This window comes from Halomonas tibetensis (genome assembly GCF_042643535.1).
Taxonomy (GTDB): Bacteria; Pseudomonadota; Gammaproteobacteria; order Pseudomonadales; family Halomonadaceae; genus Halomonas; species Halomonas tibetensis.
Window position 1 is genome coordinate 13,892 of the sequence record NZ_JBHRSQ010000012.1, and the last position, 22,191, is coordinate 36,082.

22 protein-coding genes are annotated in these 22,191 nt (G+C 65.7%); 15 read left to right on the forward strand and 7 right to left on the reverse strand.

The features are described 5' to 3' along the window. Positions 1-29: 29 nt before the first annotated feature. From ftsY to rpoH, 4 genes are all read left to right on the forward strand, one after another. The gene (ftsY, locus tag ACFODV_RS09210) at positions 30-1,355 is read left to right on the forward strand and encodes a signal recognition particle-docking protein FtsY (protein WP_379758683.1); all 1,326 of its coding nucleotides are present in this window, start codon (positions 30-32) and stop codon (positions 1,353-1,355) included. Next, positions 1,352-2,020, forward strand: a complete 669-nt coding sequence (gene ftsE, locus ACFODV_RS09215; protein WP_379758017.1) for a cell division ATP-binding protein FtsE — start codon at positions 1,352-1,354, stop codon at positions 2,018-2,020. The genes ftsY and ftsE overlap by 4 nt, the downstream gene beginning before the upstream one ends. Then, positions 2,017-2,994 (forward strand): permease-like cell division protein FtsX, encoded by a 978-nt coding sequence (ftsX, locus tag ACFODV_RS09220; protein ID WP_379758020.1) that lies wholly within the window; start codon positions 2,017-2,019, stop codon positions 2,992-2,994. The genes ftsE and ftsX overlap by 4 nt, the downstream gene beginning before the upstream one ends. A 154-nt stretch (positions 2,995-3,148) precedes the next feature. Next, positions 3,149-4,015: an RNA polymerase sigma factor RpoH gene (gene rpoH / locus ACFODV_RS09225; protein ID WP_379758023.1), complete on the forward strand. Its 867-nt coding sequence runs from the start codon at positions 3,149-3,151 to the stop codon at positions 4,013-4,015. A 131-nt stretch (positions 4,016-4,146) separates the two neighbouring features. Here rpoH and slmA read toward each other — a convergent pair whose 3' ends face one another. The 5 genes from slmA to coaBC form a co-directional block, all read right to left on the reverse strand. After that, complete coding sequence (gene slmA, locus ACFODV_RS09230) at positions 4,147-4,758, reverse strand: nucleoid occlusion factor SlmA (protein WP_379758026.1); 612 nt, start codon at positions 4,756-4,758, stop codon at positions 4,147-4,149. A gap of 7 nt (positions 4,759-4,765) precedes the next feature. After that, complete coding sequence (gene argB / locus ACFODV_RS09235; protein ID WP_379758029.1) at positions 4,766-5,665, reverse strand: acetylglutamate kinase; 900 nt, start codon at positions 5,663-5,665, stop codon at positions 4,766-4,768. Between the two features lie 86 nt (positions 5,666-5,751). After that, positions 5,752-7,146: a phosphomannomutase/phosphoglucomutase gene (locus tag ACFODV_RS09240; protein WP_379758032.1), complete on the reverse strand. Its 1,395-nt coding sequence runs from the start codon at positions 7,144-7,146 to the stop codon at positions 5,752-5,754. Positions 7,147-7,188: 42 nt separating this feature from the next. Continuing rightward, the gene (dut, locus tag ACFODV_RS09245) at positions 7,189-7,686 is read right to left on the reverse strand and encodes a dUTP diphosphatase (RefSeq protein ID WP_379758035.1); all 498 of its coding nucleotides are present in this window, start codon (positions 7,684-7,686) and stop codon (positions 7,189-7,191) included. 61 nt (positions 7,687-7,747) lie between these two features. Next, on the reverse strand, positions 7,748-9,100 hold the full coding sequence (coaBC, locus tag ACFODV_RS09250) for a bifunctional phosphopantothenoylcysteine decarboxylase/phosphopantothenate--cysteine ligase CoaBC (RefSeq protein ID WP_379758038.1): 1,353 nt from the start codon (positions 9,098-9,100) through the stop codon (positions 7,748-7,750). A 114-nt stretch (positions 9,101-9,214) separates the two neighbouring features. On the opposite strand from coaBC, the gene radC reads away from it, so the two are divergent. The 9 genes from radC to ACFODV_RS09295 all read left to right on the forward strand — a co-directional run bounded on the left by radC (position 9,215) and on the right by ACFODV_RS09295 (position 17,576). After that, the gene (radC, locus tag ACFODV_RS09255; RefSeq protein ID WP_379758041.1) at positions 9,215-9,889 is read left to right on the forward strand and encodes a RadC family protein; all 675 of its coding nucleotides are present in this window, start codon (positions 9,215-9,217) and stop codon (positions 9,887-9,889) included. A 376-nt stretch (positions 9,890-10,265) separates the two neighbouring features. Next, on the forward strand, positions 10,266-10,502 hold the full coding sequence (rpmB, locus tag ACFODV_RS09260; RefSeq protein WP_290783685.1) for a 50S ribosomal protein L28: 237 nt from the start codon (positions 10,266-10,268) through the stop codon (positions 10,500-10,502). A 27-nt stretch (positions 10,503-10,529) separates the two neighbouring features. Beyond that, on the forward strand, positions 10,530-10,685 hold the full coding sequence (rpmG, locus tag ACFODV_RS09265) for a 50S ribosomal protein L33 (RefSeq protein ID WP_290909083.1): 156 nt from the start codon (positions 10,530-10,532) through the stop codon (positions 10,683-10,685). 112 nt (positions 10,686-10,797) lie between these two features. Next, positions 10,798-11,658 (forward strand): bifunctional DNA-formamidopyrimidine glycosylase/DNA-(apurinic or apyrimidinic site) lyase, encoded by an 861-nt coding sequence (mutM, locus tag ACFODV_RS09270; protein ID WP_379758686.1) that lies wholly within the window; start codon positions 10,798-10,800, stop codon positions 11,656-11,658. A 17-nt stretch (positions 11,659-11,675) separates the two neighbouring features. Further along, positions 11,676-12,869, forward strand: coding sequence for a class I SAM-dependent rRNA methyltransferase (locus ACFODV_RS09275; protein ID WP_379758046.1), 1,194 nt, complete (start codon positions 11,676-11,678; stop codon positions 12,867-12,869). Between the two features lies 1 nt (position 12,870). Further along, entirely contained in the window at positions 12,871-13,188 is a 318-nt protein-coding gene (locus ACFODV_RS09280; RefSeq protein ID WP_379758049.1) for a putative signal transducing protein, read from the forward strand. A gap of 153 nt (positions 13,189-13,341) precedes the next feature. Next, positions 13,342-14,367: a tryptophan--tRNA ligase gene (locus ACFODV_RS09285; protein WP_379758052.1), complete on the forward strand. Its 1,026-nt coding sequence runs from the start codon at positions 13,342-13,344 to the stop codon at positions 14,365-14,367. Positions 14,368-14,546: 179 nt separating this feature from the next. Further along, positions 14,547-15,755, forward strand: a complete 1,209-nt coding sequence (locus ACFODV_RS09290; protein WP_379758055.1) for a YeeE/YedE family protein — start codon at positions 14,547-14,549, stop codon at positions 15,753-15,755. A 141-nt stretch (positions 15,756-15,896) separates the two neighbouring features. Next, positions 15,897-17,576, forward strand: coding sequence for an NAD-dependent malic enzyme (locus ACFODV_RS09295; protein ID WP_379758058.1), 1,680 nt, complete (start codon positions 15,897-15,899; stop codon positions 17,574-17,576). A gap of 71 nt (positions 17,577-17,647) precedes the next feature. On the opposite strand, the gene acnA is transcribed toward ACFODV_RS09295, so the two are convergent. Next, positions 17,648-20,404: an aconitate hydratase AcnA gene (gene acnA / locus ACFODV_RS09300; RefSeq protein ID WP_379758061.1), complete on the reverse strand. Its 2,757-nt coding sequence runs from the start codon at positions 20,402-20,404 to the stop codon at positions 17,648-17,650. 182 nt (positions 20,405-20,586) lie between these two features. Here acnA and ACFODV_RS09305 point away from each other — a divergent pair, with 182 nt between their 5' ends. Both ACFODV_RS09305 and trxB read left to right on the forward strand, forming a co-directional pair. Then, on the forward strand, positions 20,587-20,808 hold the full coding sequence (locus tag ACFODV_RS09305) for a CPXCG motif-containing cysteine-rich protein (protein ID WP_379758064.1): 222 nt from the start codon (positions 20,587-20,589) through the stop codon (positions 20,806-20,808). A 61-nt stretch (positions 20,809-20,869) separates the two neighbouring features. Continuing rightward, complete coding sequence (gene trxB, locus ACFODV_RS09310; protein WP_379758067.1) at positions 20,870-21,820, forward strand: thioredoxin-disulfide reductase; 951 nt, start codon at positions 20,870-20,872, stop codon at positions 21,818-21,820. Positions 21,821-21,892: 72 nt separating this feature from the next. Here trxB and ACFODV_RS09315 read toward each other — a convergent pair whose 3' ends face one another. Next, positions 21,893-22,138 (reverse strand): SlyX family protein, encoded by a 246-nt coding sequence (locus tag ACFODV_RS09315; protein ID WP_379758070.1) that lies wholly within the window; start codon positions 22,136-22,138, stop codon positions 21,893-21,895. Positions 22,139-22,191 lie beyond the last annotated feature (53 nt).

A 22,191-nucleotide genomic window follows, 5' to 3' on the forward strand; every position in this document is an offset into this window, starting at 1 on the left:
TTCGTTCACCCGCGAGGCTGATTCTGTCCATGTTCGGTTTTCTCAAGCGTAAAAAGAAACAGCAGGAACACGAGGCGACCCGCGAAGAGCAGGAGCGTCAGGAAGATCTCGCCGAGGCGCCCGAGGCCCTGATCGAGTCCGAGCCTGAGCCCGAGCGAAGCGAGTCGATCGAACCGCTCCCCGAGCCCTTGTCCGAGGCCCTGCCCGAAAAGCGCGGCGTGGTCGAAGCGGAACCGGAACCGGAGCGGGAACCGGAGCGACAGCCCGAGTCCGAGGTTGTCGTCGAGCCGGGGGCGTCTCGGCATGCCCCCGAGCCGGTGGAGGAGGTGGCCAAGCCCCCCACCATGCAGGCCGAGCCCGAGCCCGAGCCGCCTCGCGCCGCGCTGCAGGAGAAACCCGTTGCCGGTGAGAAGAAGGGCTGGTTCTCGCGTATCAAGGCCGGCCTCGGCAAGACTCGCGCCAATCTCACCGACGGCCTGGCGGATCTGTTCCTCGGCAAGAAGCAGATCGACGACGACCTCATGGAGGATCTCGAGACCCAGCTGCTGCTGGCGGACGTGGGCATCGAGGCCACCACCGAGATCATCGACCGCCTTACCGAGCGCGTCTCCCGCAAGGAGCTTCAGGACAGCGAAGCGCTCTATCGCGCTTTGCAGGAGGAGCTTTCCATCATGCTCGAGCCGGTGAGCCAACCGCTGATTCTGCCTCCTAAGGGCGATGGTCCCTTTGTGATCCTGGTGGTGGGCGTCAACGGCGCGGGCAAGACCACCACCATCGGCAAGCTCACCCAGCGCTTCCAGCGTGAGGGTCGAAGCGTGATGCTGGCTGCCGGCGACACCTTCCGCGCCGCGGCGGTGGAGCAGCTCAAGGTGTGGGGCGAGCGTAACAAGGTGCCGGTGATCGCCCAGCACACCGGCGCCGACAGCGCCTCGGTGATCTTCGATGCGGTGGCCGCCGCCAAGGCTCGCGGCATCGATGTGTTGATCGCCGACACCGCCGGCCGCCTGCACAACAAGTCCCACCTGATGGAGGAGCTCAAGAAGGTCCATCGGGTGATGGGCAAGGTGGACGCCAAGGCTCCCCACGAGGTGATGTTGGTGCTCGACGCCGGCACCGGCCAGAACGCCCTCGCCCAGGCCAGCACCTTCAACGAGGCGGTGCCGATCACCGGGGTGACCCTCACCAAGCTGGACGGCACCGCCAAGGGCGGCATCATCTTCGCCCTGGCCAAGCAGATGACCACGCCGATCCGCTTCATCGGGGTCGGTGAGTCCCTGGATGACCTGCGGCCCTTCGTGGCCCGCGAGTTCGTCGACGCCCTGTTCGATCGTGACGGCAACGACGACTCGACATGATCGTTTTCGAGCACGTGGGCAAGCGATACGGCGGGCGCTTCGAGGCGCTCGCCAACCTCGACTTCCGCGTGCGCCGCGGCGAAATGGTGTTCCTGACGGGCCACTCGGGCGCCGGCAAGAGCTCCCTGCTGCGGCTGGTCATGCGCCTGGAGCGCCCCTCCCGTGGGCGTATCCTGGTGGCCGGCCACGACATCGACCGGCTTCACGTCAGCCAGGTGCCCTACTATCGGCGCCAGATCGGCGTGGTTTTCCAGGACCATCAGCTGCTCCACGATCGCTCGATCTTCCACAACGTGGCGCTGCCCCTTGAGATCCAGGGGGTGGAGCCTCGCGAGTCGGGGCGTCGAGTGCGCGCGGCGCTCGACAAGGTGGGGCTGCTCCACCGCGAGAAGGCGTTGCCCATCGAGCTCTCCGGCGGCGAGCAGCAGCGGGTGGGCATCGCCAGGGCGGTGGTCAACAAGCCGCCGCTGCTGCTGGCCGATGAGCCCACCGGCAACCTCGATCCTCAGCTCTCCGCTGACATCATGGCGCTGTTCGAGGACTTCAACCGCATTGGTACCACGGTGATGATCGCCAGCCACGACCTGGCGCTGATTGCCCGATTGCGCCACCGCACCCTGCGTCTGCGCGACGGGCGGCTGGTGGCCGACGAGGAGGCCGCATGAGTCGCCGCCCCGACGCGCCACCACCCCGCGGTGCCCGCACCCATCGCACTCGCTCCTCGAGTCGCTTTCGCGGCTGGCTGCGTCATCACCGGGCGATGGCTCTGGACAGCGCCTGGCGGCTGTTGCGGGCACCCATTGGCAGCCTGGTGACCATGCTCGCCATCGCCATTGCTCTGGTGCTGCCGGCGGCGCTATGGCTGACCTTAAACGGCGCCCGGCTGCTGGACGCTGAGCTCACCGAAAGCGCCACCCTGACCGCCTATCTCGCGCATCACGTGGACGAGGCCCAGGCCGAGCGCATCGAGGAGGCGCTCGCCGCCCATGCGGGGGTCGGCCGCACCCGGCTGATTACTGCTGCCGAGGGCATGGCGGAGTTCCAGCAGGCGCTGGGGCTGGCCGACGCTCTGGGGCGCCTGGAGGAGAATCCGCTGCCGGCCAGCGTGGTGGTGACCCCGACCGACCCCGGGCCGGAAGCGGTGCGTGCCCTGGCCGACGAGATAGAGGCGATGACGGGGGTCGAGGAGGTGCGTCTGGACCTGGCCTGGATCGAGCGACTGCGCCACCTGGCGGAGCTGGGGCGCCGCGCCGCGCTGGCGCTGGGGGTGCTGTTTGGCGGCGGGGTGCTGCTGGTGGTGGGCAACACCATCCGCCTGGCGGTGGAGAATCGCCGCAAGGAAATTGAGGTGGTCACCCTGATCGGCGCCACTCATGGGTTCGTGCGTCGCCCCTTCCTCTACAGCGGTGCCTGGTACGGGTTGGGGGGAGGGTTGCTGGCTTGGGGGCTGCTGACGCTCGGCGGCGAGTGGCTGGCAGCCCCCGTGGCGTCTCTGGCGGCGAGTTACGGCGCCAGCTTCAGCCTGCCGCGACTGGGGGTTGACGGTTCTGCTATGCTGGTGGGCTGTAGTATAATTTTAGGATGGCTGGGCGCTTGGATCGCGGTGAGCCGTCACCTTGCCGAAAGGAAACCGAGGTAGTGGCATCAGGCCCGCGACCCAGCCCTGCGATTCAGTCCCGAGACACTTGGAATTCACGCCTCGGTGCGCGATTCAACGGAACATTTTCCGGTTCCTGGCATCAAAATAGATCAATCCCAATGTATGTTTGGGCTGACAAGGAGACATCCGGCACATGAGCACCAGTCTTCTTCCGGTGGGCCAACTCTCCCCGGGGCATGACCTCAACGGGTACCTCAAGGCGGTAAGAAGCATTCCGATGCTGACCGCCGACGAAGAGCGCGACCTTGCCTATCGTCTACATGACGAGGGCGATCTGGAGGCGGCGCGCCGCCTGGTGCTCTCGCACCTGCGTTTCGTCGTCCATATTGCGCGTAGCTATTCAGGCTATGGCCTGCCCCAGGCCGACCTGATTCAGGAGGGGAACGTCGGCCTGATGAAGGCGGTCAAGCGCTTCGATCCCAATCAGGGCGTGCGTCTTGTCTCTTTCGCGGTGCATTGGATCAAGGCCGAGATCCATGAGTTCGTGCTGCGCAACTGGCGCATCGTGAAAATCGCGACCACCAAGGCCCAGCGCAAACTGTTCTTCAACCTGCGCGGCGCCAAGAAGCGCCTGGCCTGGCTGAACACCGACGAGGTCGATGCCATCGCCAAGGACCTCGACGTCAAGCCCGAAGCAGTTCGCGAAATGGAGGGCCGCCTTGCCTCCCACGACGCCGGCTTTGATGCCGCCCCGGGTGAGGACGACGAGAGCAGCTGGCAGGCACCGGTTCACTATCTCGATGATGCCTCGGCGGATCCCGCCACTCGGCTGGAAGAGAGTGACTGGGGAGATGATTCCACCCGTCGTCTGCAGGTGGCCCTGACCGCTCTCGACGAACGCTCTCGAGATATTCTTCAGCGCCGCTGGCTTCTCGACGACAAGGCCACCCTGCATGAGCTGGCCGATGTCTACGGCGTCTCCGCCGAGCGTATTCGTCAGATCGAGAAGAACGCCATGAAGAAGATTCGCGAGCAGATCGGAGATGCCCTGGTGGCATAAGCTGGTTTTTGTGGGAGCCGGTCTCCCACCAGTGGTACCAATCCTAACAATAACCCCCGTCGGATGTTATCCGCCGGGGGTTATTCGTTTTTCCAGCGCTATTACCAGCGCTATCACTCTGCGGTGCTCGGTTACGCCGGCTGCGGGTTCTCCCTCAGCAGCTGCGCGGAGAGCAAGGCCCACTGCGTTTCCCAGTGCTCGGTGGGACGGCGCTTGAAGTCGCTGCGCACGTACTGGCTGATGCGCCCCTCGGCGGCGGCCAGCAGGAGGTTGGCGGCCGCCGAGGCGGGCAGGGTGAGGCGGCGCCCCTCGCGAAGCTCCGCCTCGCGCAGCACCTGCTTGAGCTGGGTCTCGAGCCGCTCGAAGAGCTGATGGATGCGCACACGCAGTCGCGCCGTCTCGCCGGTGAGTACGCCGCCATCCAGCAGCCGGGAGAGCCCGGGATTCTTCTCGGCGAAGGCCAGCAGCAGAGTGAGCAGCGCCCCGCAACGGGGCAGCGCCTCGGAACTCTCCTCGAGAATGCGAGTGATACGAGCGAACAGCGTCTCCTCGATGAACTCGATGAGTCCCTCGAACATTCGCGCCTTGCTGGGAAAGTGGCGGTAGAGGGCGGCCTCGGAAACGCCGACCTGCTTCGCCAGGGCGGCCACGGTGATGCGTTTGCCGCTGTCCTCCTCCAGCATCAGCGCGAGGGCCTGCAGGATCTGCTCGCGGCGGCTGGGCGTGGGGGTTGCCTGCGTCATGGTGGTGTTATCTTTCGTCGGTGATCAGGGTGCCAACGCCGGCGTTGGTGAAGATTTCCAGCAGGATGGCATGGGGCACCCGGCCGTCGATGATGTGGGCGCTCTTCACGCCGCCCTTCACCGCCTCCAGAGCGCAGCGGATCTTCGGCAGCATGCCGCCGTGGATGGTGCCGTCGGCAATCAGTTCATCCACCTGGGCGGTGGACAGCCCGGTGAGGACCTCGCCCTCGGCGTTCATCAGGCCGGCGACATTGGTCAGCAGCATCAGCTTCTCGGCGCCCAGCGCCTCGGCCACCTTGCCGGCCACCAGGTCGGCGTTGATATTGTAGCTGTGGCCCTCGGCGTCGACGCCGATGGGGGCGATCACCGGGATGAAGTCGCGCTCGGCGAGCATCTCGATCAGGTCGGTGGAGATATGCTCCACCTCGCCCACGTGGCCGATGTCGATGATCTCTGGAACGGTCATCTCCGGGGTCTGGTGCTCCACCTTGAGCTGGCGGGCGCGGATCTGGCTGCCGTCCTTGCCGGTCAGGCCGATGGCCTTGCCGCCGCTCTGGTTGATCAGGTTGACGATCCCCTTGTTGACCAGGCCGCCGAGCACCATCTCCACCACGTCCATGGTCTCGGCGTCGGTCACCCGCATGCCGTTGACGAAGCGCGACTCGATGTTGAGCTTCTTCAGCAGATCGCCGATCTGGGGCCCGCCACCGTGGACCACGACCGGGTTGATGCCGACTTCCTTCATCAGCACGATATTGCGGGCGAAGGAGTCGATCAGGGTGTCCTCGGTCATGGCGTTGCCGCCGTACTTCACCACCACGGTCTTGCCGGTGAAACGCTGGATATAGGGCAGTGCCTCGGAGAGCACTTCCACCACCAGCCGGGGGTCGCGGGTCTGTTCGGTCATGGGTTCCCTTCTTTTTCTCGTGGCCGCCGCAGGCGCGGCAGCGTGTTCGCTTGGGTCGCCAGCCCGGGGGCTGATTCCGGAGGGGCTCAGAGCGCCACGTCCAGTTCGGGGCCCACCTTGTTCAGGGCGGCGGCGAACTGTGCGCGGATGCGGTCGAGGGCCGCCTCGGTCTTGCCTTCGAAGCGCAGCACCAGCACCGGGGTGGTGTTGGAGGCGCGACACAGCCCCCAGCCGTCCGGGTAGTCCACGCGAATGCCGTCCAGGGTCGTCTTTACCCCCTCGTTGCCGAAGTCGCCTTCCCGGGCCAGCCGTGCCACCAGGTCGAACTTGGTCTCGTCGGTGACGGTGATGTTGATCTCCGGGGTGCCGAGGTCCTGGGGGTAGCGGTCGAAGAAGGCGTCGGCGTCCAGCGTCTGGCGGGAGAGGATCTCCAGCAGGCGGGCGGCGCCGTAGAGGCCGTCGTCGAAGCCGTACCAGCGCTCCTTGAAGAAGATATGCCCGCTCATCTCGCCGGCCAGCAGGGCGCCGGTCTCCTTCATGCGCGCCTTGATCAGCGAGTGGCCGGTGCGCCACATCTCGGGTTCGCCGCCGGCCTCGTCGATCACCCGGGCCAGGTTGCCGGTGCACTTGACGTCGAAGATCACCTTGGCGCCCGGGTTGCGCTCGAGCATGTCCTCGGCGAAGGCCATCATCAGGTGGTCCGGGTAGATCATCCGGCCGGAGGGAGTGATCACCCCCAGGCGGTCGCCGTCGCCGTCGAAGGCCAGGCCGATGTCGGCGCCGGTCTCCTGCACGGTGCGAATCAGGTCCACTAGATTCTCGGGCTTGCCCGGATCGGGGTGATGGTTGGGGAAGGTGCCATCGATCTCGGCGAACAGCGGAATCATCTCGGCGCCGAGCGTCTCGATTAGCTGCGGCCCCAGTTCGCCGGCTACGCCATTGCCGCAGTCCACCACCGCCTTGAGGGGGCGCGCCAGGCGCACGTCGGAGAGGATGCGGGCCAGGTAGGCGCTGCGCACGTCCACCTCGCGCACGCTGCCCTGGCCTTCGGCCAGATCCTTCTCGACGATGCGCGTATGCAGGGCGGTGATCGCCTCGCCTGAGAGGGTCTCGCCGGTGAGCACGATCTTGAAGCCGTTGTAGTCCGGCGGGTTGTGGCTGCCGGTGACCATGACCCCGGAGGCGGTGCCGTCCAGCGCATGGGTGGCGAAGTAGAGCACCGGAGTGGGCACCATGCCGACGTCGATGACGTCGCGGCCGGTGGCGGTCAGGCCGCGCACCAGGGCGTCCTTGAGCCTCGGGCCCGAGAGGCGGCCATCCCGGGCCACCACCACGGTGGATTCGCCGCGGGCGGCGGCCTCGCTGCCGATGGCGCGGCCGATCAGCTCGACGGTGGACTCGGTCAGGGTGTCATCGACGATGCCGCGAATGTCGTAGGCGCGAAAGATGGAGGCGGGAACGGTCTGGGTCTCGGCGGTCATGGGTGTCCTTGTCCTGTGGGTAGCGTCGGGGAGGGCTAGGCGTCAGTGGCGGCCGGAGCTGCCGAAGCCGCCGGTGCCGCGCTGGCCGGTGCCTTGCTTGTCGTTTCCGTGGCGACCTGGCTCGAAGTCGTCTACCAGCTCGAGCTCGGCCTGTACCACGGGCACAAGCACGTACTGTGCCAGCCGCTCGAAGGGCTGGAGGGTGAAGTCGCTCTGGCTGCGGTTCCATACCGAGATCATCAGCTCGCCCTGGTAGTCGGAGTCGATCAGGCCGACCAGGTTGCCGAGCACGATGCCGTGCTTGTGGCCCAGGCCCGAGCGGGGCAGGATCAGGCCGGCTAGCCCCGGGTCGGCGATATGGATGGCCAGGCCGGTTTGCACCAGCTCGCACTGACCCGGCTCGAGAGTGAGCGGGGCGTCGAGCAGGGCGCGCAGGTCCATGCCGGCAGATCCCTCGGTGGCGTAGCGGGGCATATGGTCGCGTAGGCGCTCGTCGAGGAGCTTCACGGCCAGGCGGGGCTTGGCGTCAGGGTGGGGCATCGGGCGTTCCTGAAAGGGTAGTTGAGAGTTAGGCCAGCATGTTGTTAAGCGCCTGGGTCGCTCAGCGCGGGGTGCGGGCGGCCAGGCAGGTCAGGGCGCGGCGCACCACCGCCATGGCCAACTCGCGCTTGGGCTGCGGACCCAAGGTCTCTTGCTGCACGCTTTCCTGGTCCAGGCGCTCCGGCCCCGTGGTCGCGGCCGCGGCTGAGGCATCGCGCCATAGCAGCAGGGCGGCGTTGTCGTCGCTGCCGAAGCCTAGCCCCGTCTGAGAGACATCGTTGGCGACGATCATGTCGAGTCCCTTGCGGGCGAGCTTGCCCCTGGCGTAGGCCTCCACATCGCGGGTCTCCGCGGCGAAACCTACCACCAGGGGGCGGTTTGCTGCCGGCAGGGCGGCGACGGTGGCAATGATGTCGGGGTTCTTGACCAGGCGCAGCACCAGGCCATCTTCGCCTTCGACCTTCTTGATCTTGTGCTCGGCGGCGTTCTCGGCGCGGTAGTCGGCCACCGCGGCGCAGCCGATAAAGATATCGCTGGCCGGCGCCAGTCGCTTGGCGGCCTCGTGCATCTCGAGCGCCGTTTCCACGTCGACTCTCTCTACGCCTTCCGGGCAAGGCAGGACGACCGGGCCGCTGATCAGCTGTACCCGGGCGCCGAGTGCCGCGGCGGCTGCAGCCAAGGCATAGCCCATCTTGCCGGAGCTGTGATTGGAGAGGTAGCGCACCGGGTCCAGCGGCTCCCGGGTGGGACCCGCGGTGATGGTGATCGTCAGGCCGGCGGCCTCATGGGAGGCGGGCGCTTCAGCTGGCGCGGCATCGGGCGCCGTAAAAGGAGACAGCGCGGCATCGGGCGCCGGAGAAGGAGACAGCAAAGCCTCGGCGATCGCCTCGGGTTCCAGCATGCGACCGGGGCCGACGTCACCGCAGGCCTGGTCCCCGCTGGCGGGGCCGAGCAGCCGCCAACCATCCTCGGCGAGCCTGGCGGCGTTGCGCAGGGTGGCCGGGTGGCGCCACATGGCCTGATTCATGGCCGGGGCCATCACCTTCTCGGCATCGCTTGCCAGGCACAGGGTGGTGAGCAGGTCGTCGGCCATGCCGGCGGCCAGGCGTGCCATCAGGTCGGCGGTGGCCGGGGCGATCAGGATGGTGTCGGCCCAGCGGGCGAGCTCGATATGGCCCATGCCGGCTTCGGCCTCGGGATCGAGCAGCGAAGTACGCACCGGCTCGCCGGTCAGTGCCTGCAGAGTCAGCGGGGTGATGAAGGCCTGGGCGCCCTGGGTCATGACAACGCGCACCTCGCAGCCGGCCTGCTTGAGCAGGCGAGCGAGCATGGCGCTCTTGTAGGCGGCGATACCGGCGCTGATGCCTAACAGTATTCGACTGCCGGCGAACCCGGTTCCGGAAGTAGATGACATGAACATGTTCCAGGGCGCTGTTGTCAGCCATCTACCTTACCACCCGTGCTGAACCTTGCGTAGACGAGGGAGTGGCTACACTGAGTAGCAAACGGGCAGGGCAGGGAGGCGGCGATGTCGATCAGGGACTGGCCGGAGGGGGAGCGCCCCCGGGAGAAGCTGCTGGCGCTGGGGCCGGAGACGCTATCCGACGCGGAGCTGCTGGCGATCTTTCTCAGGGTGGGCGTGCAAGGGCGCTCGGCGGTGGATCTGGCCCGGGACCTGCTGCTGGAGTTCGGCGGCCTGCGCCAGCTGCTGGAAGCGGATCGAGAACGTTTCTGCGCCGCCCGTGGCATGGGCAGCGCCAAGTATGTGCAGCTGCAGGCAACCCTGGAGCTGTCGCGGCGCCATCTGGCCAGTCAGCTGGCCCGGGGCGAGGCGCTGACCTCGCCGACGCTGGTTCGCGCCTACCTCTCCAGCCAGCTGCGCCACCTGGGGCATGAGGAGTTCGCGGCGCTTTTCCTCGACAGCCAGCATCGGGTCATTCGCTACGAGTCGCTGTTTCGCGGCACCCTGGACAGCGCCTCGGTCTACCCTCGGGAGGTGGCCAGACGCGCTCTGGAACTGGGCGCCGGGGCGATCATCTTCGCCCATAATCACCCCTCCGGCATCGCCGAGCCTTCTGATGCAGATCGGCGCATCACCGACCGGCTGCGCGAGGCGCTAGGGCTCTTCGAGATCCGCGTGCTGGACCACTTCGTGGTGGGTGACGGCGAGGTGGTCTCCTTTGCCGAGAGAGGGTGGCTGTAGCGCTTTGTCGATCGTTTCGCTAGCGCTTCTTGGGGCGCTTTGATCGCTTCGCTAGCGCTTCTTCGGGCGCTTTGATAGGATACGCGCCCGGCTGCGCTCGGTTCCCTTGGGTAAACGTCCCGGGATTCAGGGTCGCAAGCATGCTTTCCGCTATCGGCTGGCCATATCGCGCCATGACCCGTTGCGGTGACACCTTTTGTCCCTGCTGGATCCCCGTTCCGTGCTTGCCCGGCGTGGCGGTCTCTGGTATAAAGTGCAGCCTTTGAATTCCCTTGGGTCAAATTTCACGGGATCTCCCGGTTTGCCCGACAGGTTTTGAACACTCAGGGTTCGCGCATCTGGCGACGAATACCTGGCCCAGCGGTTGGAGGCTCCAATGTCAAAAGTATGTCAGGTCACCGGCAAGCGCCCGATGACTGGTAACAACGTTTCACACTCCCAGCGCAAGACCCGCCGCCGGTTCCTGCCGAACCTGCACTCCCACCGTTTCTGGGTGGAGTCCGAGAACCGTTTCGTCAAGCTGCGCGTCTCTTCCAAGGGCATGCGCGTCATTGACAAGAAGGGCATCGAAGCGGTGCTCAGCGACATCCGCAAGCGCGGCGATGCCGTCTAAGCGATATCCATTCAGGGAGCAGCAGTCATGCGCGACAAGATCAAGTTGGTGTCCAGTGCCGGTACCGGTCACTTTTACACCACCGACAAGAACAAGCGGAACACGCCGGACAAGCTCGAGTTCAAGAAATTCGACCCGGTGGTTCGCAAGCACGTGATGTACAAGGAATCCAAGATCAAGTAAGTCCTGGTCTTCTTCCGCAGGTGTTCCAGCCTGTCTTCCTGAACCCGGCTGAGTGATCAGCCGGGTTCAGGCGTTTCTGGAAGACGCCGACGATCGTCTGAGCGATGGTGCCATGCCCGAACTGCCTGAAGTCGAGACCACCCGCCGTGGCATCGCCCCCCACATCGAGGGGCGCGAGGTCAGCGAGGTCATCGTGCGCCAGCCGCGTCTGAGGGTGCCGGTGCCGGTGGATCTGGGTGAGCGGCTGGTGGGCGCGCGCATCGGCACACTCTCGCGCCGTGCCAAGTATCTGCTGATGCCGCTGTCCAGCGGCGACGCGGTTGGCGCTGATCCAGCGGGAGATACCCTGGCCGGTGGCACTCTGCTCTGGCACCTGGGCATGTCCGGCAGCCTGCGTATCGTGCGGGTCGGCGAACTGCCCAGGAAGCATGATCATATCGACGTGGTGCTCGATGGCGGCGCCATCCTGCGCTACCACGACCCACGCCGATTCGGCTTCGTGGATTGGCTGGTCGACAGCCCCGAGCGGGACCCGCGACTGGCGCGCCTGGGGCCGGAGCCGTTGTCGGACGCCTTCGACGGCGAGCGGCTCTTTGTGCTCTCCCGCGGCCGGCGCGTGGCGGTAAAGCCTTTCCTGATGGATAACGCCGTGGTGGTGGGAGTGGGCAATATCTACGCGTCCGAGGCGCTGTTCATGGCCGGCATCGATCCGCGCCGTGCCGCCGGGCGTATCTCCCGCGAGCGCTTTGATCGACTGGCCGCCGCCGCCAGGGAAGTGCTGGCCGCCGCCATCACCCAGGGTGGCACCACCCTGCGCGACTTCGTCGGCGGCACCGGCGAACCCGGCTACTTCAAGCAGCGCCTCAACGTCTACGGCCGCCACGGCCAGCCCTGTCGGCGCTGCGGCGCCGAGCTGCGCCTCATCACCCTCGGGCAGCGGGCCAGTGTCTACTGCTCCCTCTGCCAGACCTGATTCATCGAGAGATTCCCATGACCCTGTCCTCCCTGCGCCTGAAGAAGCACGCCGACCGCCGCCTCAAGGTCGGTCACCTGTGGCTCTATTCCAACGAGATCGACACCGACGCCACACCGCTCAAGGCCCTCGAGCCCGGCCAGCAGGTGGTGATCGAGGCCGCGAACGGCAAGGCGCTGGGCGTGGCCTACGTCAACCCGAATTCGCTGATCTGCGCGCGGCTGGTTTCCCGTGAGCCGAAGCAGGGGCTCGACCGCTCGCTGCTGGTGCACCGCCTCAACCAGGCGCTGGCGCTGCGCGAACGCCTGTTCGCCGCCCCTTACTATCGTCTCGTTCACGGTGAAGGCGACCTGCTGCCCGGGCTGGTGATCGACCGCTTCGGCGATACCCTGGTGGTGCAGCTCAACACCGCCGGCATTCAGGCGGTGCTGCCCGAACTCCTGGATGCCCTGGACAAGGTGCTAGCGCCAACCACGGTGGTGCTGCGCAACGATACCAGCGGCCGCCGCCAGGAGGGCCTCGAACTCGGCGTGGAGGTGGTCAAGGGCGCCGTGAGTGAGCCGGTGATGCTGGAAGAAAACGGCGTACAGTTCACCGCGCCGGTGCTCGACGGTCAGAAGACCGGCTGGTTCTATGACCACCGCGTCAATCGCGCCTGGCTCAACCAGTTCGTGGCCGGCAAGCGGGTGCTGGATCTGTTCAGCTACGTCGGCGGCTGGGGCGTGCAGGCCGCGGCCAGCGGCGCCAGCGAGGTGCTCTGCGTGGACTCCTCCGCGGCGGCCCTGGAGCGGGTGGCCGAGAACGCCGCCCTTAACGGCCTGCACGAGCAGGTGTCGGTGGGCGAGGGCGACGCCTTCGAGGCCCTGGCGGCGCTCAAGGCCGACGGCGAGGAGTTCGACGTGGTGATCCTCGACCCGCCGGCCTTCATCAAGAAGCGCAAGGACATGGCCAACGGCGAGCGGGCCTACGGCAAGCTCAACCGGGATGCGATCCGTCTGCTGGGCCGCGATGGCCTGCTGCTCTCGGCGTCGTGCTCCATGCACCTGGCGCCGGAGCGGCTGATGGACGTGGTGCGCGGCGCGGTGCGCCATCAGGACCGCCACGGGCAGGTCATCTTCCAGGGCCACCAGGGACCAGACCATCCGGTGCACCCGGCAATTCCGGAGACCAGCTACCTCAAGGCTCTGGGCGTGCGGGTCTTCCGAGACTGAGATGAGCGTCGATTCGGTGCGCGTCTTTGCCCATTCCAATGCGCTGCTGGTCAGCCATGTGAGCAACCTGCTGGAGGCCGCGGGCATCCCCGCACGGCTGCGCAACATGACCCTGGGCGGCGGCGCCGGCGAGCTGCCGCTGGGGGAATGCGAGCCAGAGGTATGGGTGAAGACCCACAACCGCGTGCGCGCCGAGACGCTGATCCGCCAGGCCCTGGCCGGCGAAAGCGAGGCGCAGGCCTGGCACTGCCCTGGCTGCGGAGAGCCCCAGGAGGGCGTCTTCGAGGCCTGCTGGTGCTGCGGGGCTGGTCGCCCCTGAGGCGACAATTCACCTCGCTGCCTGATGTCGAGATCGGCTTCTGCCCGACGATGTCTTCTTTAGCTATCTTGGGACGGTGAGGCCCGTTCGCCTTGTGGGGCGGCCGCGCGTTACCATAGCCGGCATTTCCGATCAGCAGAGTCCACCTACCCCATGAGTGCAGCTTCCGAGAAGACCCGCGTTCTGACCGGCATCACCACGACCGGTACCCCTCACCTGGGCAACTACGTCGGCGCCATCAAGCCGGCCATCGAGGCGAGTCAGGACCCGAACGTACAGTCCTACTACTTCCTCGCCGACCTGCATGCCCTGATCAAGTGCCAGGATCCGCGTCGGGTGCAGGAGTCGCGCCTGGAGATCGCCGCCACCTGGCTAGCGCTGGGGCTGGATACCGACAATGCCATCTTCTATCAGCAGTCCGACATTCCCGAGATCCCCGAGCTGACCTGGATGCTTTCCTGCGTCTGCGCCAAGGGGTTGATGAACCGTGCCCACGCCTACAAGGCCGCGGTGGCGGAGAACGAAGCCGCCGAGAACCAGGACCCCGATAAGGGTATCACCATGGGCCTGTTCGGCTATCCGGTACTGATGGCTGCCGACATTCTGATGTTCAACGCCAACCGGGTGCCGGTGGGGCGCGACCAGATCCAGCATATCGAGATGGCTCGCGATATCGCTGGGCGCTTCAACCACCTCTACAAAGGGCAATATTTCACCCTGCCCGAGGCGGTGGTGGACGAGAAGGTGGAAGTGCTGGGCGGCCTGGACGGGCGCAAGATGTCCAAGAGCTACAACAACACCATTCCGCTGTTCGTCGCAGAAAAGAAGCTGCAGAAGCTGGTGCGCAAGATCAAGACCAACTCGCTGGAGCCCGGTGAGCCCAAGGACCCTGATAGCTGCACCCTGTTCCAGATCTATTCCGCCTTCGCCACGGCGGAGGAGACTGCCGCCATGCGCGCCGAGTACGCCAACGGCATCGGCTGGGGTGACGCCAAGAACCAGGTGTTCGACTACCTCAATGCGCATCTGCGCGAGCCGCGGGAGCGCTACCAGGCGCTGATGGAGGACCCGGGCCACATCGAGGCGGTGCTGAAGAAGGGCGCCGATCGTGCCCGCGCCGAGGCGGCCCCCTTCATGGACCGCCTGCGCGAGGCGGCAGGCCTGGGCCGCTTCGTTTGACGCCTGCCCTTCACTTGCTGATGTTGCCGGCGGGCGCCCGCCGGCGTTGAGGCCCATCTGACACGATCCTTTATTCCTTGATAGCATTAACGGCTTATTTTAAATACTTTTACGTAAGGGTTCTGGGCGGTTAGGATGTTTGGCCACTTCGCCTCCGTATGATGACGAGAGAGCCCGCCATGAGTGATCTTGCCCTGACACAACGCTCCCGACTCTCCCTGTCCGCCGTTGCGGCCGGCGCCCTGCTGCTGGGCGCCCTGGCCGTGGGTGCGGCCTATGGTGCGCGCAGCGGTGCGCTAATGGTGGTGGGGGGACTGCTGGGCATGGTGCTCTACCATGCCGCCTTCGGGTTTACCGCCGCCTGGCGGGTATTCATCACCGAGCGCCGTGGCCGCGGCCTGCGCGCCCAGATGGTCATGCTGGCCATCGCCGTGCTGCTGTTCTTCCCGGCACTGGGGGCGGGTCACCTCTTTGGCCAGCCAGTCTTCGGGTTCGTGGCGCCCATTGGCGTGTCGGTGGTGTTCGGCGCCTTCCTGTTCGGCATCGGCATGCAGCTTGGCGGCGGCTGCGCCTCCGGCACTCTGTTCACCGCTGGCGGTGGCAACGCCCGCATGCTGATCACCCTGCTGTTCTTTATCGTCGGCTCTCTGATCGGCACCGCTCACTTCAGCTGGTGGCAGAGCCTGCCGGCCTTCCGGCCGGTCTCCCTGGTGCAGACCGCCGGCGTTGGCGGGGGAATCGCGGTGAGCCTGGCGCTTTTCGTGGCCATCGTCGCCTTCACCGTGGTGATGGAGAAACGCCGCCATGGCCAGCTCGAACAGACGCCGACGATCGATACCGGCAACCGTCGCTGGCTGACCGGCCCCTGGCCGCTGCTGTTTGGCGCCGTCGCCCTGGCGCTGCTCAACTATGCCACCCTGGCCCTGGCGGGGCGTCCCTGGGGCATCACCTCTGCCTTCGCCCTGTGGGGTGCCAAGGGCTTCGAAGCGCTGGGCGGGGACGTCAGCCAGTGGGGCTACTGGCAGGCGAGCTGGAACGCCTCTGCTCTGCAGGCCAGCGTGTGGAGCGACATCACCACGGTGATGAACGTGGGCATCATGGTCGGCGCCCTGGTGGCGGCCTCCCTGGCCGGCAAGTTCGCCCCCAACTTCCGCATTCCGGCGAAGTCGGTGCTGGCGGCGGTGGTCGGTGGTCTCATGCTCGGCTACGGGGCCCGCCTGGCCTTCGGCTGCAACATTGGCGCCTACTTCAGCGGCATTGCCTCGGGGAGCCTGCATGGCTGGGTCTGGCTGGTGGCGGCGTTCGCCGGCAACATGCTGGGTGTGAAGCTGCGTCCCCTCTTCTTTGAGGGCGAAGCGGCCCGTGTACCGGCGGCCAAGGGCTGCTGAGCCGGTCGTGAAAGGTGATCTTTGCGTGATTTCGCGCCCCGGCCCTGGCTGGGGCGCGGTCGTATCGGGCGTGATAGAGTGTCTTAAAAGGTGCCGTCAGAGCGCCAATGGCACGTTCCAGTCACCGTATCGAGAGAAGAGATGACCACTGAAACCAAGCGTCCCCTCTATATTCCCTTCGCCGGCCCTTCGCTGTTGGAGATGCCGCTTCTCAACAAGGGCAGTGCCTTCAGCCATGAGGAGCGCATCGAATTTAACCTGATCGGCCTGCTCCCCCAGTGCGTTGAGTCCATCGAGGAGCAGGTGGAACGGGCCTATCGGCAGTATCGCCAGTGCCAGAACGATCTGGACAAGCATATCTATCTGCGCGCTATTCAGGACGACAACGAGACTCTCTTTTTCCGCCTGGTCTCCGAGCACCTCGCAGAGATGTTGCCGATCATCTATACGCCCACGGTGGGCAAGGCGTGCCAGGAATTCTCGAACATCTACCGCAACCATCGCGGGTTGTTTATCAACTATGGCGACCGTGATCGGATGGATGACATCCTGCGCAGCTCCACCAAGGATCGCGTCAAGGTGATCGTGGTCACCGACGGCGAGCGGATTCTCGGCCTGGGCGATCAGGGCATCGGCGGCATGGGCATCCCTATTGGCAAGCTGTCGCTCTACACCGCGTGTGGCGGCATCAGCCCCGCCTATACCCAACCGATCATGCTCGATGTGGGCACCAATAATCCGGCGCTGCTCGACGACCCCATGTATATGGGGTGGCGCCACCCACGCATCTCCCAGGATGAGTACGACGCCTTCCTCGAGCAGTTCATCGATGCCGTCAAGCGCCGCTGGCCCAGCGTGCTGCTGCAGTTCGAGGATTTCGCCCAGGCTAACGCGGTGCCGCTGCTCGAGCGCTACCGCGACGAGCTGTGCTGTTTCAACGACGACGTTCAGGGCACCGCCTCGGTGGTGGTGGGGACCCTGATGGCGGCCTGCCAGGCTCGCCACGAGGCCATCGGCCAGCAGCGAGTGGTGTTCGTCGGGGCAGGCTCCGCCGGCTGCGGTATCGCCGAGCAGGTAGTGGTGGCCATGCAGGCCGAGGGGCTCGCCGAGAAGGAAGCCCGGGCGAGGATATTCATGGTGGACCGCGAGGGGCTAGTGACCTCGGACCAGACCTGGCTGCGCGACTTCCAGTCCCGTCTGGCCCACGAACCGATGCTCACCGAGGGATGGAAGGGGCAGGACCTGGCGGAAACGATTCGTCGGATCCAGCCTACTGTGCTGATCGGTGTCTGCGGTCGGCCGGGCATCTTTACCGAGGAGGTGGTGCGCGCCATGCATGCCGGCTGCGAGACACCGGTGATCATGCCGCTCTCCAACCCCACCTCCCAGGCCGAGGCGCTTCCCGAAGACGTGATCCGCTGGACAGAGGGGGCGGCCCTGGTGGCCACCGGCAGTCCCTTCCCTCCGGTGGAGTACGCGGGGCGCAGTATCCCCATCGCTCAGTGCAACAACGCCTATATCTTCCCGGGTATTGGGTTGGGCGTGGTGGCCGCCGGGGCGCGGCGGGTGACCGACAATATGCTGATGGCGGCCTCCCGGGCGCTGGCCCGAGAGGCACCTATCGTCAAGGAGGGAGAGGGGGCGCTATTGCCGCCGCTCGGCAAGATCCGCGAGCTCTCCAAGGCCATCGCCTTCGACGTGGCCGCCCAGGCCCAGGGCGAGGGCGTGGCGCTTAAGACAAACGGCATCAAGCTGCGCGCAGCTATCGAGCGCAGCTGTTGGACGCCCGAGTATCGTTTCTATCGCCGCCGCTCGTTCTGAGTCGCGACACCGCTACGAAAAAGGCCCGCCGATGTTCCGGCGGGCCTTTCGCTGTGGTGATCGGAAGTGTCTTAGGCGGCACCGATCATCTTGCGCAGCACATAGTGGAGGATGCCGCCGTGGCGGTAGTACTCCAACTCGTTGGCGGTATCGATGCGGCAAAGCGCCTCGATTTTCTTCTCGCCCTTGTCGGACGCCACGGTCACTTTGACCTTGCCGCCCGGGGTGAGGTCGGCGAGCCCCTCGATGGAGACCTTCTCGTCGCCGGTGAGACCCAGGCTCTTGCGGCTCTCGCCCTCGGGGAACTGCAGGGGCACCACGCCCATGCCGATCAGGTTGGAACGGTGGATGCGCTCGTAGGACTCGGCCAGCACGGCTCGCACGCCGAGCAGGCGGGTGCCCTTGGCGGCCCAGTCGCGGCTGGAGCCGGTGCCGTACTCCTTGCCGGCGATCACGACAAGCGGCGTGCCCTCTTCCTGGTACCGCATGGCGGCGTCGTAGATCGCCATCTGTTCGCCGGAAGGTACGTGGCGTGTTTCGCCGCCAACCACGCCGTCGAGCATCTCGTTCTTGATGCGCACGTTGGCGAAGGTGCCCCGCATCATGATCTCGTGGTTGCCTCGGCGTGAGCCGTAGGAGTTGAAGTCCACCGGCTTGACGCCGTGCTCCTGCAGGTGGCGCCCGGCGGGGCTGTCCGGCTTGATGCTGCCGGCCGGCGAGATATGGTCGGTGGTGACCGAGTCTCCCAGCAGGGCGAGTATTCGCGCATCCTTGACGTCCCCGATGGCGTCGGGCTCACGGCCCATGCCTTCGAAGAAGGGCGGGTGCTGAATATAAGTGGAATCTTTAGACCACTGGTAGACCTTGCTCTGGGGGACGTCGATGGCCTTCCAGACCTCGTCGCCTTCGAATACCTCGGCGTACTCCTTGCGGAACATCTCGGTATTGACCCTGGCTACCGCCTCGGCGATTTCCGCCTGACTGGGCCAGATGTCCTTGAGGTAGACCGGCTCGCCGTCCTTGCCGGTGCCGATGGGGTCCTTCGTCAGGTCGCATCGCACGTTGCCGGCGAGGGCATAGGCCACCACCAGCGGCGGCGAGGCGAGCCAGTTGGTCTTGACCAGCGGATGCACGCGGCCCTCGAAGTTGCGGTTGCCCGAGAGCACCGAGGCCACGGTGAGGTCGCCTGCTTCGATCGCCTTCTCGATGGGAGCCGGCAAGGGACCCGAGTTGCCGATGCAGGTGGTGCAGCCGTAGCCCACCAGATGGAAGCCCAGCGCGTCGAGGTCTTCGTTGAAGCCGGCGGCGGCCAGGTAGTCGGTCACCACCTTGGAGCCGGGAGCGAGCGAGGTCTTCACCCAGGGCTGGGTATCCAGTCCTTTTTCACGGGCTTTCCGCGCCACCAGCCCGGCGGCCATCATCACACTGGGGTTGGAGGTGTTGGTGCAGGACGTGATGGCGGCGATGACCACGTCACCCGGATCGAGTTTGAACTGCTCGCCGTCCAGGGCGACATCCTGGCTGTCGGCGTGATCAAAGCTGCGCCCGACGCCCACGGCGGTTTGACCGCCCTCGGACATCAGCTTTCCCTTCTCGACGGTGCGTTCGTTGGAGGAGGCTGGCTTGCCGTCGTCTTCCATCACCTTTTCGAAGGCGGCCTGCATGTCGCTGAGAGCCACGCGGTCCTGGGGACGCTTGGGGCCGGCCAGGCTCGCCACCACCTCGCCCATGTCCAGCGCCAGAGTGTCGCTGAACACCGGCTCGGCGCCGGGCTCGCGCCACAGCCCCTGGGCCTTGCTGTAAGCTTCCACCAGGGCAACCTGTTCGTCCTCGCGGCCGGTCAGACGCAGGTAGTTGAGGGTCTCGTCGTCCACCGGGAAGAAGCCGCAGGTAGCACCGTACTCCGGGGCCATGTTGGCGATGGTGGCGCGGTCGGCCAGCGGCAGCTCGTTGAGGCCGTCACCGTAGAACTCCACGAACTTGCCCACCACGCCCTTCTTGCGCAGCATCTCGGTCACCGTCAGCACCAGGTCGGTGGCGGTGATGCCCTCGCGCAGCTTACCGGTGAGCTTGAAGCCGATCACTTCGGGAATCAGCATCGAAACCGGCTGGCCGAGCATGGCCGCTTCCGCCTCGATACCGCCCACGCCCCAGCCGAGCACGCCCAGGCCGTTGATCATGGTGGTGTGGGAGTCGGTGCCGACCAGGGTGTCGGGATAGGCCAGGGTCTTGCCGTCTTCCTCACGGGTCCACACCGTCTTGCCCAGGTACTCCAGATTGACCTGATGGCAGATGCCGGTGCCCGGTGGCACCACGCTGAAGTTGTCGAAGGCCTGTTGGCCCCAGCGCAGGAACTCGTAGCGCTCGTGATTGCGCTCCATCTCGATGGCGACGTTGTCCCTGAAGGCGGTGGGGTTGCCGAAGTTGTCGACCATTACCGAGTGGTCGATCACCAGATCCACCGGCGAGAGCGGGTTGATGCGCGCGGGATCCTCTCCCAGCGCCTCTACCGCGGCGCGCATGGAGGCGAGATCCACCACGCCGGGCACGCCGGTGAAGTCCTGCATCAGCACCCGCGCCGGGCGGTAGCCGATCTCGCGGTCGGAGCGGGCCTCTTTCTGCCAGTCGACCAGCGCCTGCATGTCCTCACGGGAAACGCTGTCGTCATCGGCGAAACGTAGCTGGTTCTCCAGCAGGATCTTCAGGGTCATGGGCAGCCGGTCGATGCTGCCCAGCGCCTCGGCAGCCTTCGCCAGGCTATGGTAGTGAAAGGTGCGGCCGCCGGCGTCCAGCGTCTGCAGGATATTCGTGGGTGTCTCGGTGCTCATCGATGCCTCCTCTTGCGGGGAGTGAACAAACCTTCCCGGTGGTGTATCTGACTTGGTTATCATAGGCGCAATTTTCAAGGGCTGCCGAACGGCGATGCGCCTTGAAACGGCTGAAATTGTCACTACTTACTATATTGTTAACGGCACTGATTGACAGAGCGCCCAGGCGCGAGGGAAACACCATGCATGAGGAACAACTGGCGTCGCGGCGGGTTCACTGCCCCTACTGCGATGCTCCCTTCGATCTGCTGGTGGATGCCTCCCAGGGGAGCCACCTCACCTGGGAGGATTGTCATGTCTGCTGTGCGCCAATCCAGGTACGTATCGAGGTTGACTTCGATGATGGTCTCGACGCTGAGCCGGGTTTCAGCCTGACACTGGGGTGCGACGACGAGGTGCTCTAGTCGCGAGCCTGGGCTGCTACAATGGCGTCTATGACTGAAATCCCCAGCCACGAGGTTTTTCATGAGCGATGCGCGTCACGAACGCCTGATCATTTTGGGTTCGGGCCCGGCGGGCTACACCGCTGCGGTCTATGCGGCCCGCGCCAACCTGAAGCCGTTGCTGATCACCGGCATCCAGGCGGGTGGTCAGCTGACCACGACGACCGACGTGGACAACTGGCCGGGCGATGATGCCGGCGTGCAGGGGCCGGAACTGATGGAGCGCATGAAGCGCCACGCCGAACGCTTCGATACCGAGGTACTGTTCGACCATATTCACGAGGTGGAACTGCGAGAGCGCCCCTTCACCCTCAAGGGTGACAGCGGCACCTACACCTGTGATGCGCTGATCATTGCCACCGGGGCCAGCGCTCGCTATCTGGGCCTGGACTCCGAGCAGAAGTTCATGGGGCAAGGGGTCTCGGCCTGTGCGACCTGTGACGGTTTCTTCTACCGCAATCAGGACGTGGTGGTGGTCGGCGGCGGCAACACCGCCGTGGAAGAGGCGCTCTACCTTGCCAACATCGCGTCAAAAGTTACCCTGGTGCACCGCCGCGACACCCTGCGGGCCGAAAAGATCCTTCAGGACAAGCTCTTGCAGAAGGCCGAGGAAGGCAAGGTGGTGCTGGAGTGGCACCACACCCTGGACGAAGTGCTGGGCGATAACACCGGCGTGACCGGGGTGCGCATCACGTCCACCGAGACAGGCGAAACGAAAGAGTTGGCCGCCCCGGGCGTGTTCATCGCCATCGGCCACAGCCCCAATACCGGTATCTTCGATGGCCAGCTGGAGATGAGCGGCGGGTATATCAAGGTGAAATCCGGCCTGGACGGGAATGCCACCGCCACCAGCGTGCCCGGGGTGTTTGCTGCCGGCGACGTGATGGATCACGTCTATCGCCAGGCGATCACTTCCGCCGGCAGCGGCTGCATGGCCGCACTGGACGCCGAGCGCTATCTGGATGACCTGTAAGCGCTAAGCGTCAAGCCGCGGGGTAGCTGCCTTTGGTGACGCGACGCCGCGGCTTGTTCTTTTTCCCTTGAGTCAATAATGCGGCGGCATCTCGTCTGCGGGGCCTGGCGCCGCCGCATCTCCCTCCTGAAGTGCTCGCTGCTGGTCGCGCAGCTTCTCCTGCATCAGATCGTTGATGCGTTCCAGTCGGGTGAGTCGCCGCTCCTGGGTGGCGACCCCTTCGTCCAGGGTATCCAGCCAGTGCTCCTGATAGGCGATCCGGCTCTCGAGGGCCTCGAGGCGCTCGGCGAGGGCATCGGGCGATCGATCCAGGCTCATGCTAGAATCTCCCGGCTGCGTGTCATCGTTCATCGTGGCACCTTCTCGTGGTT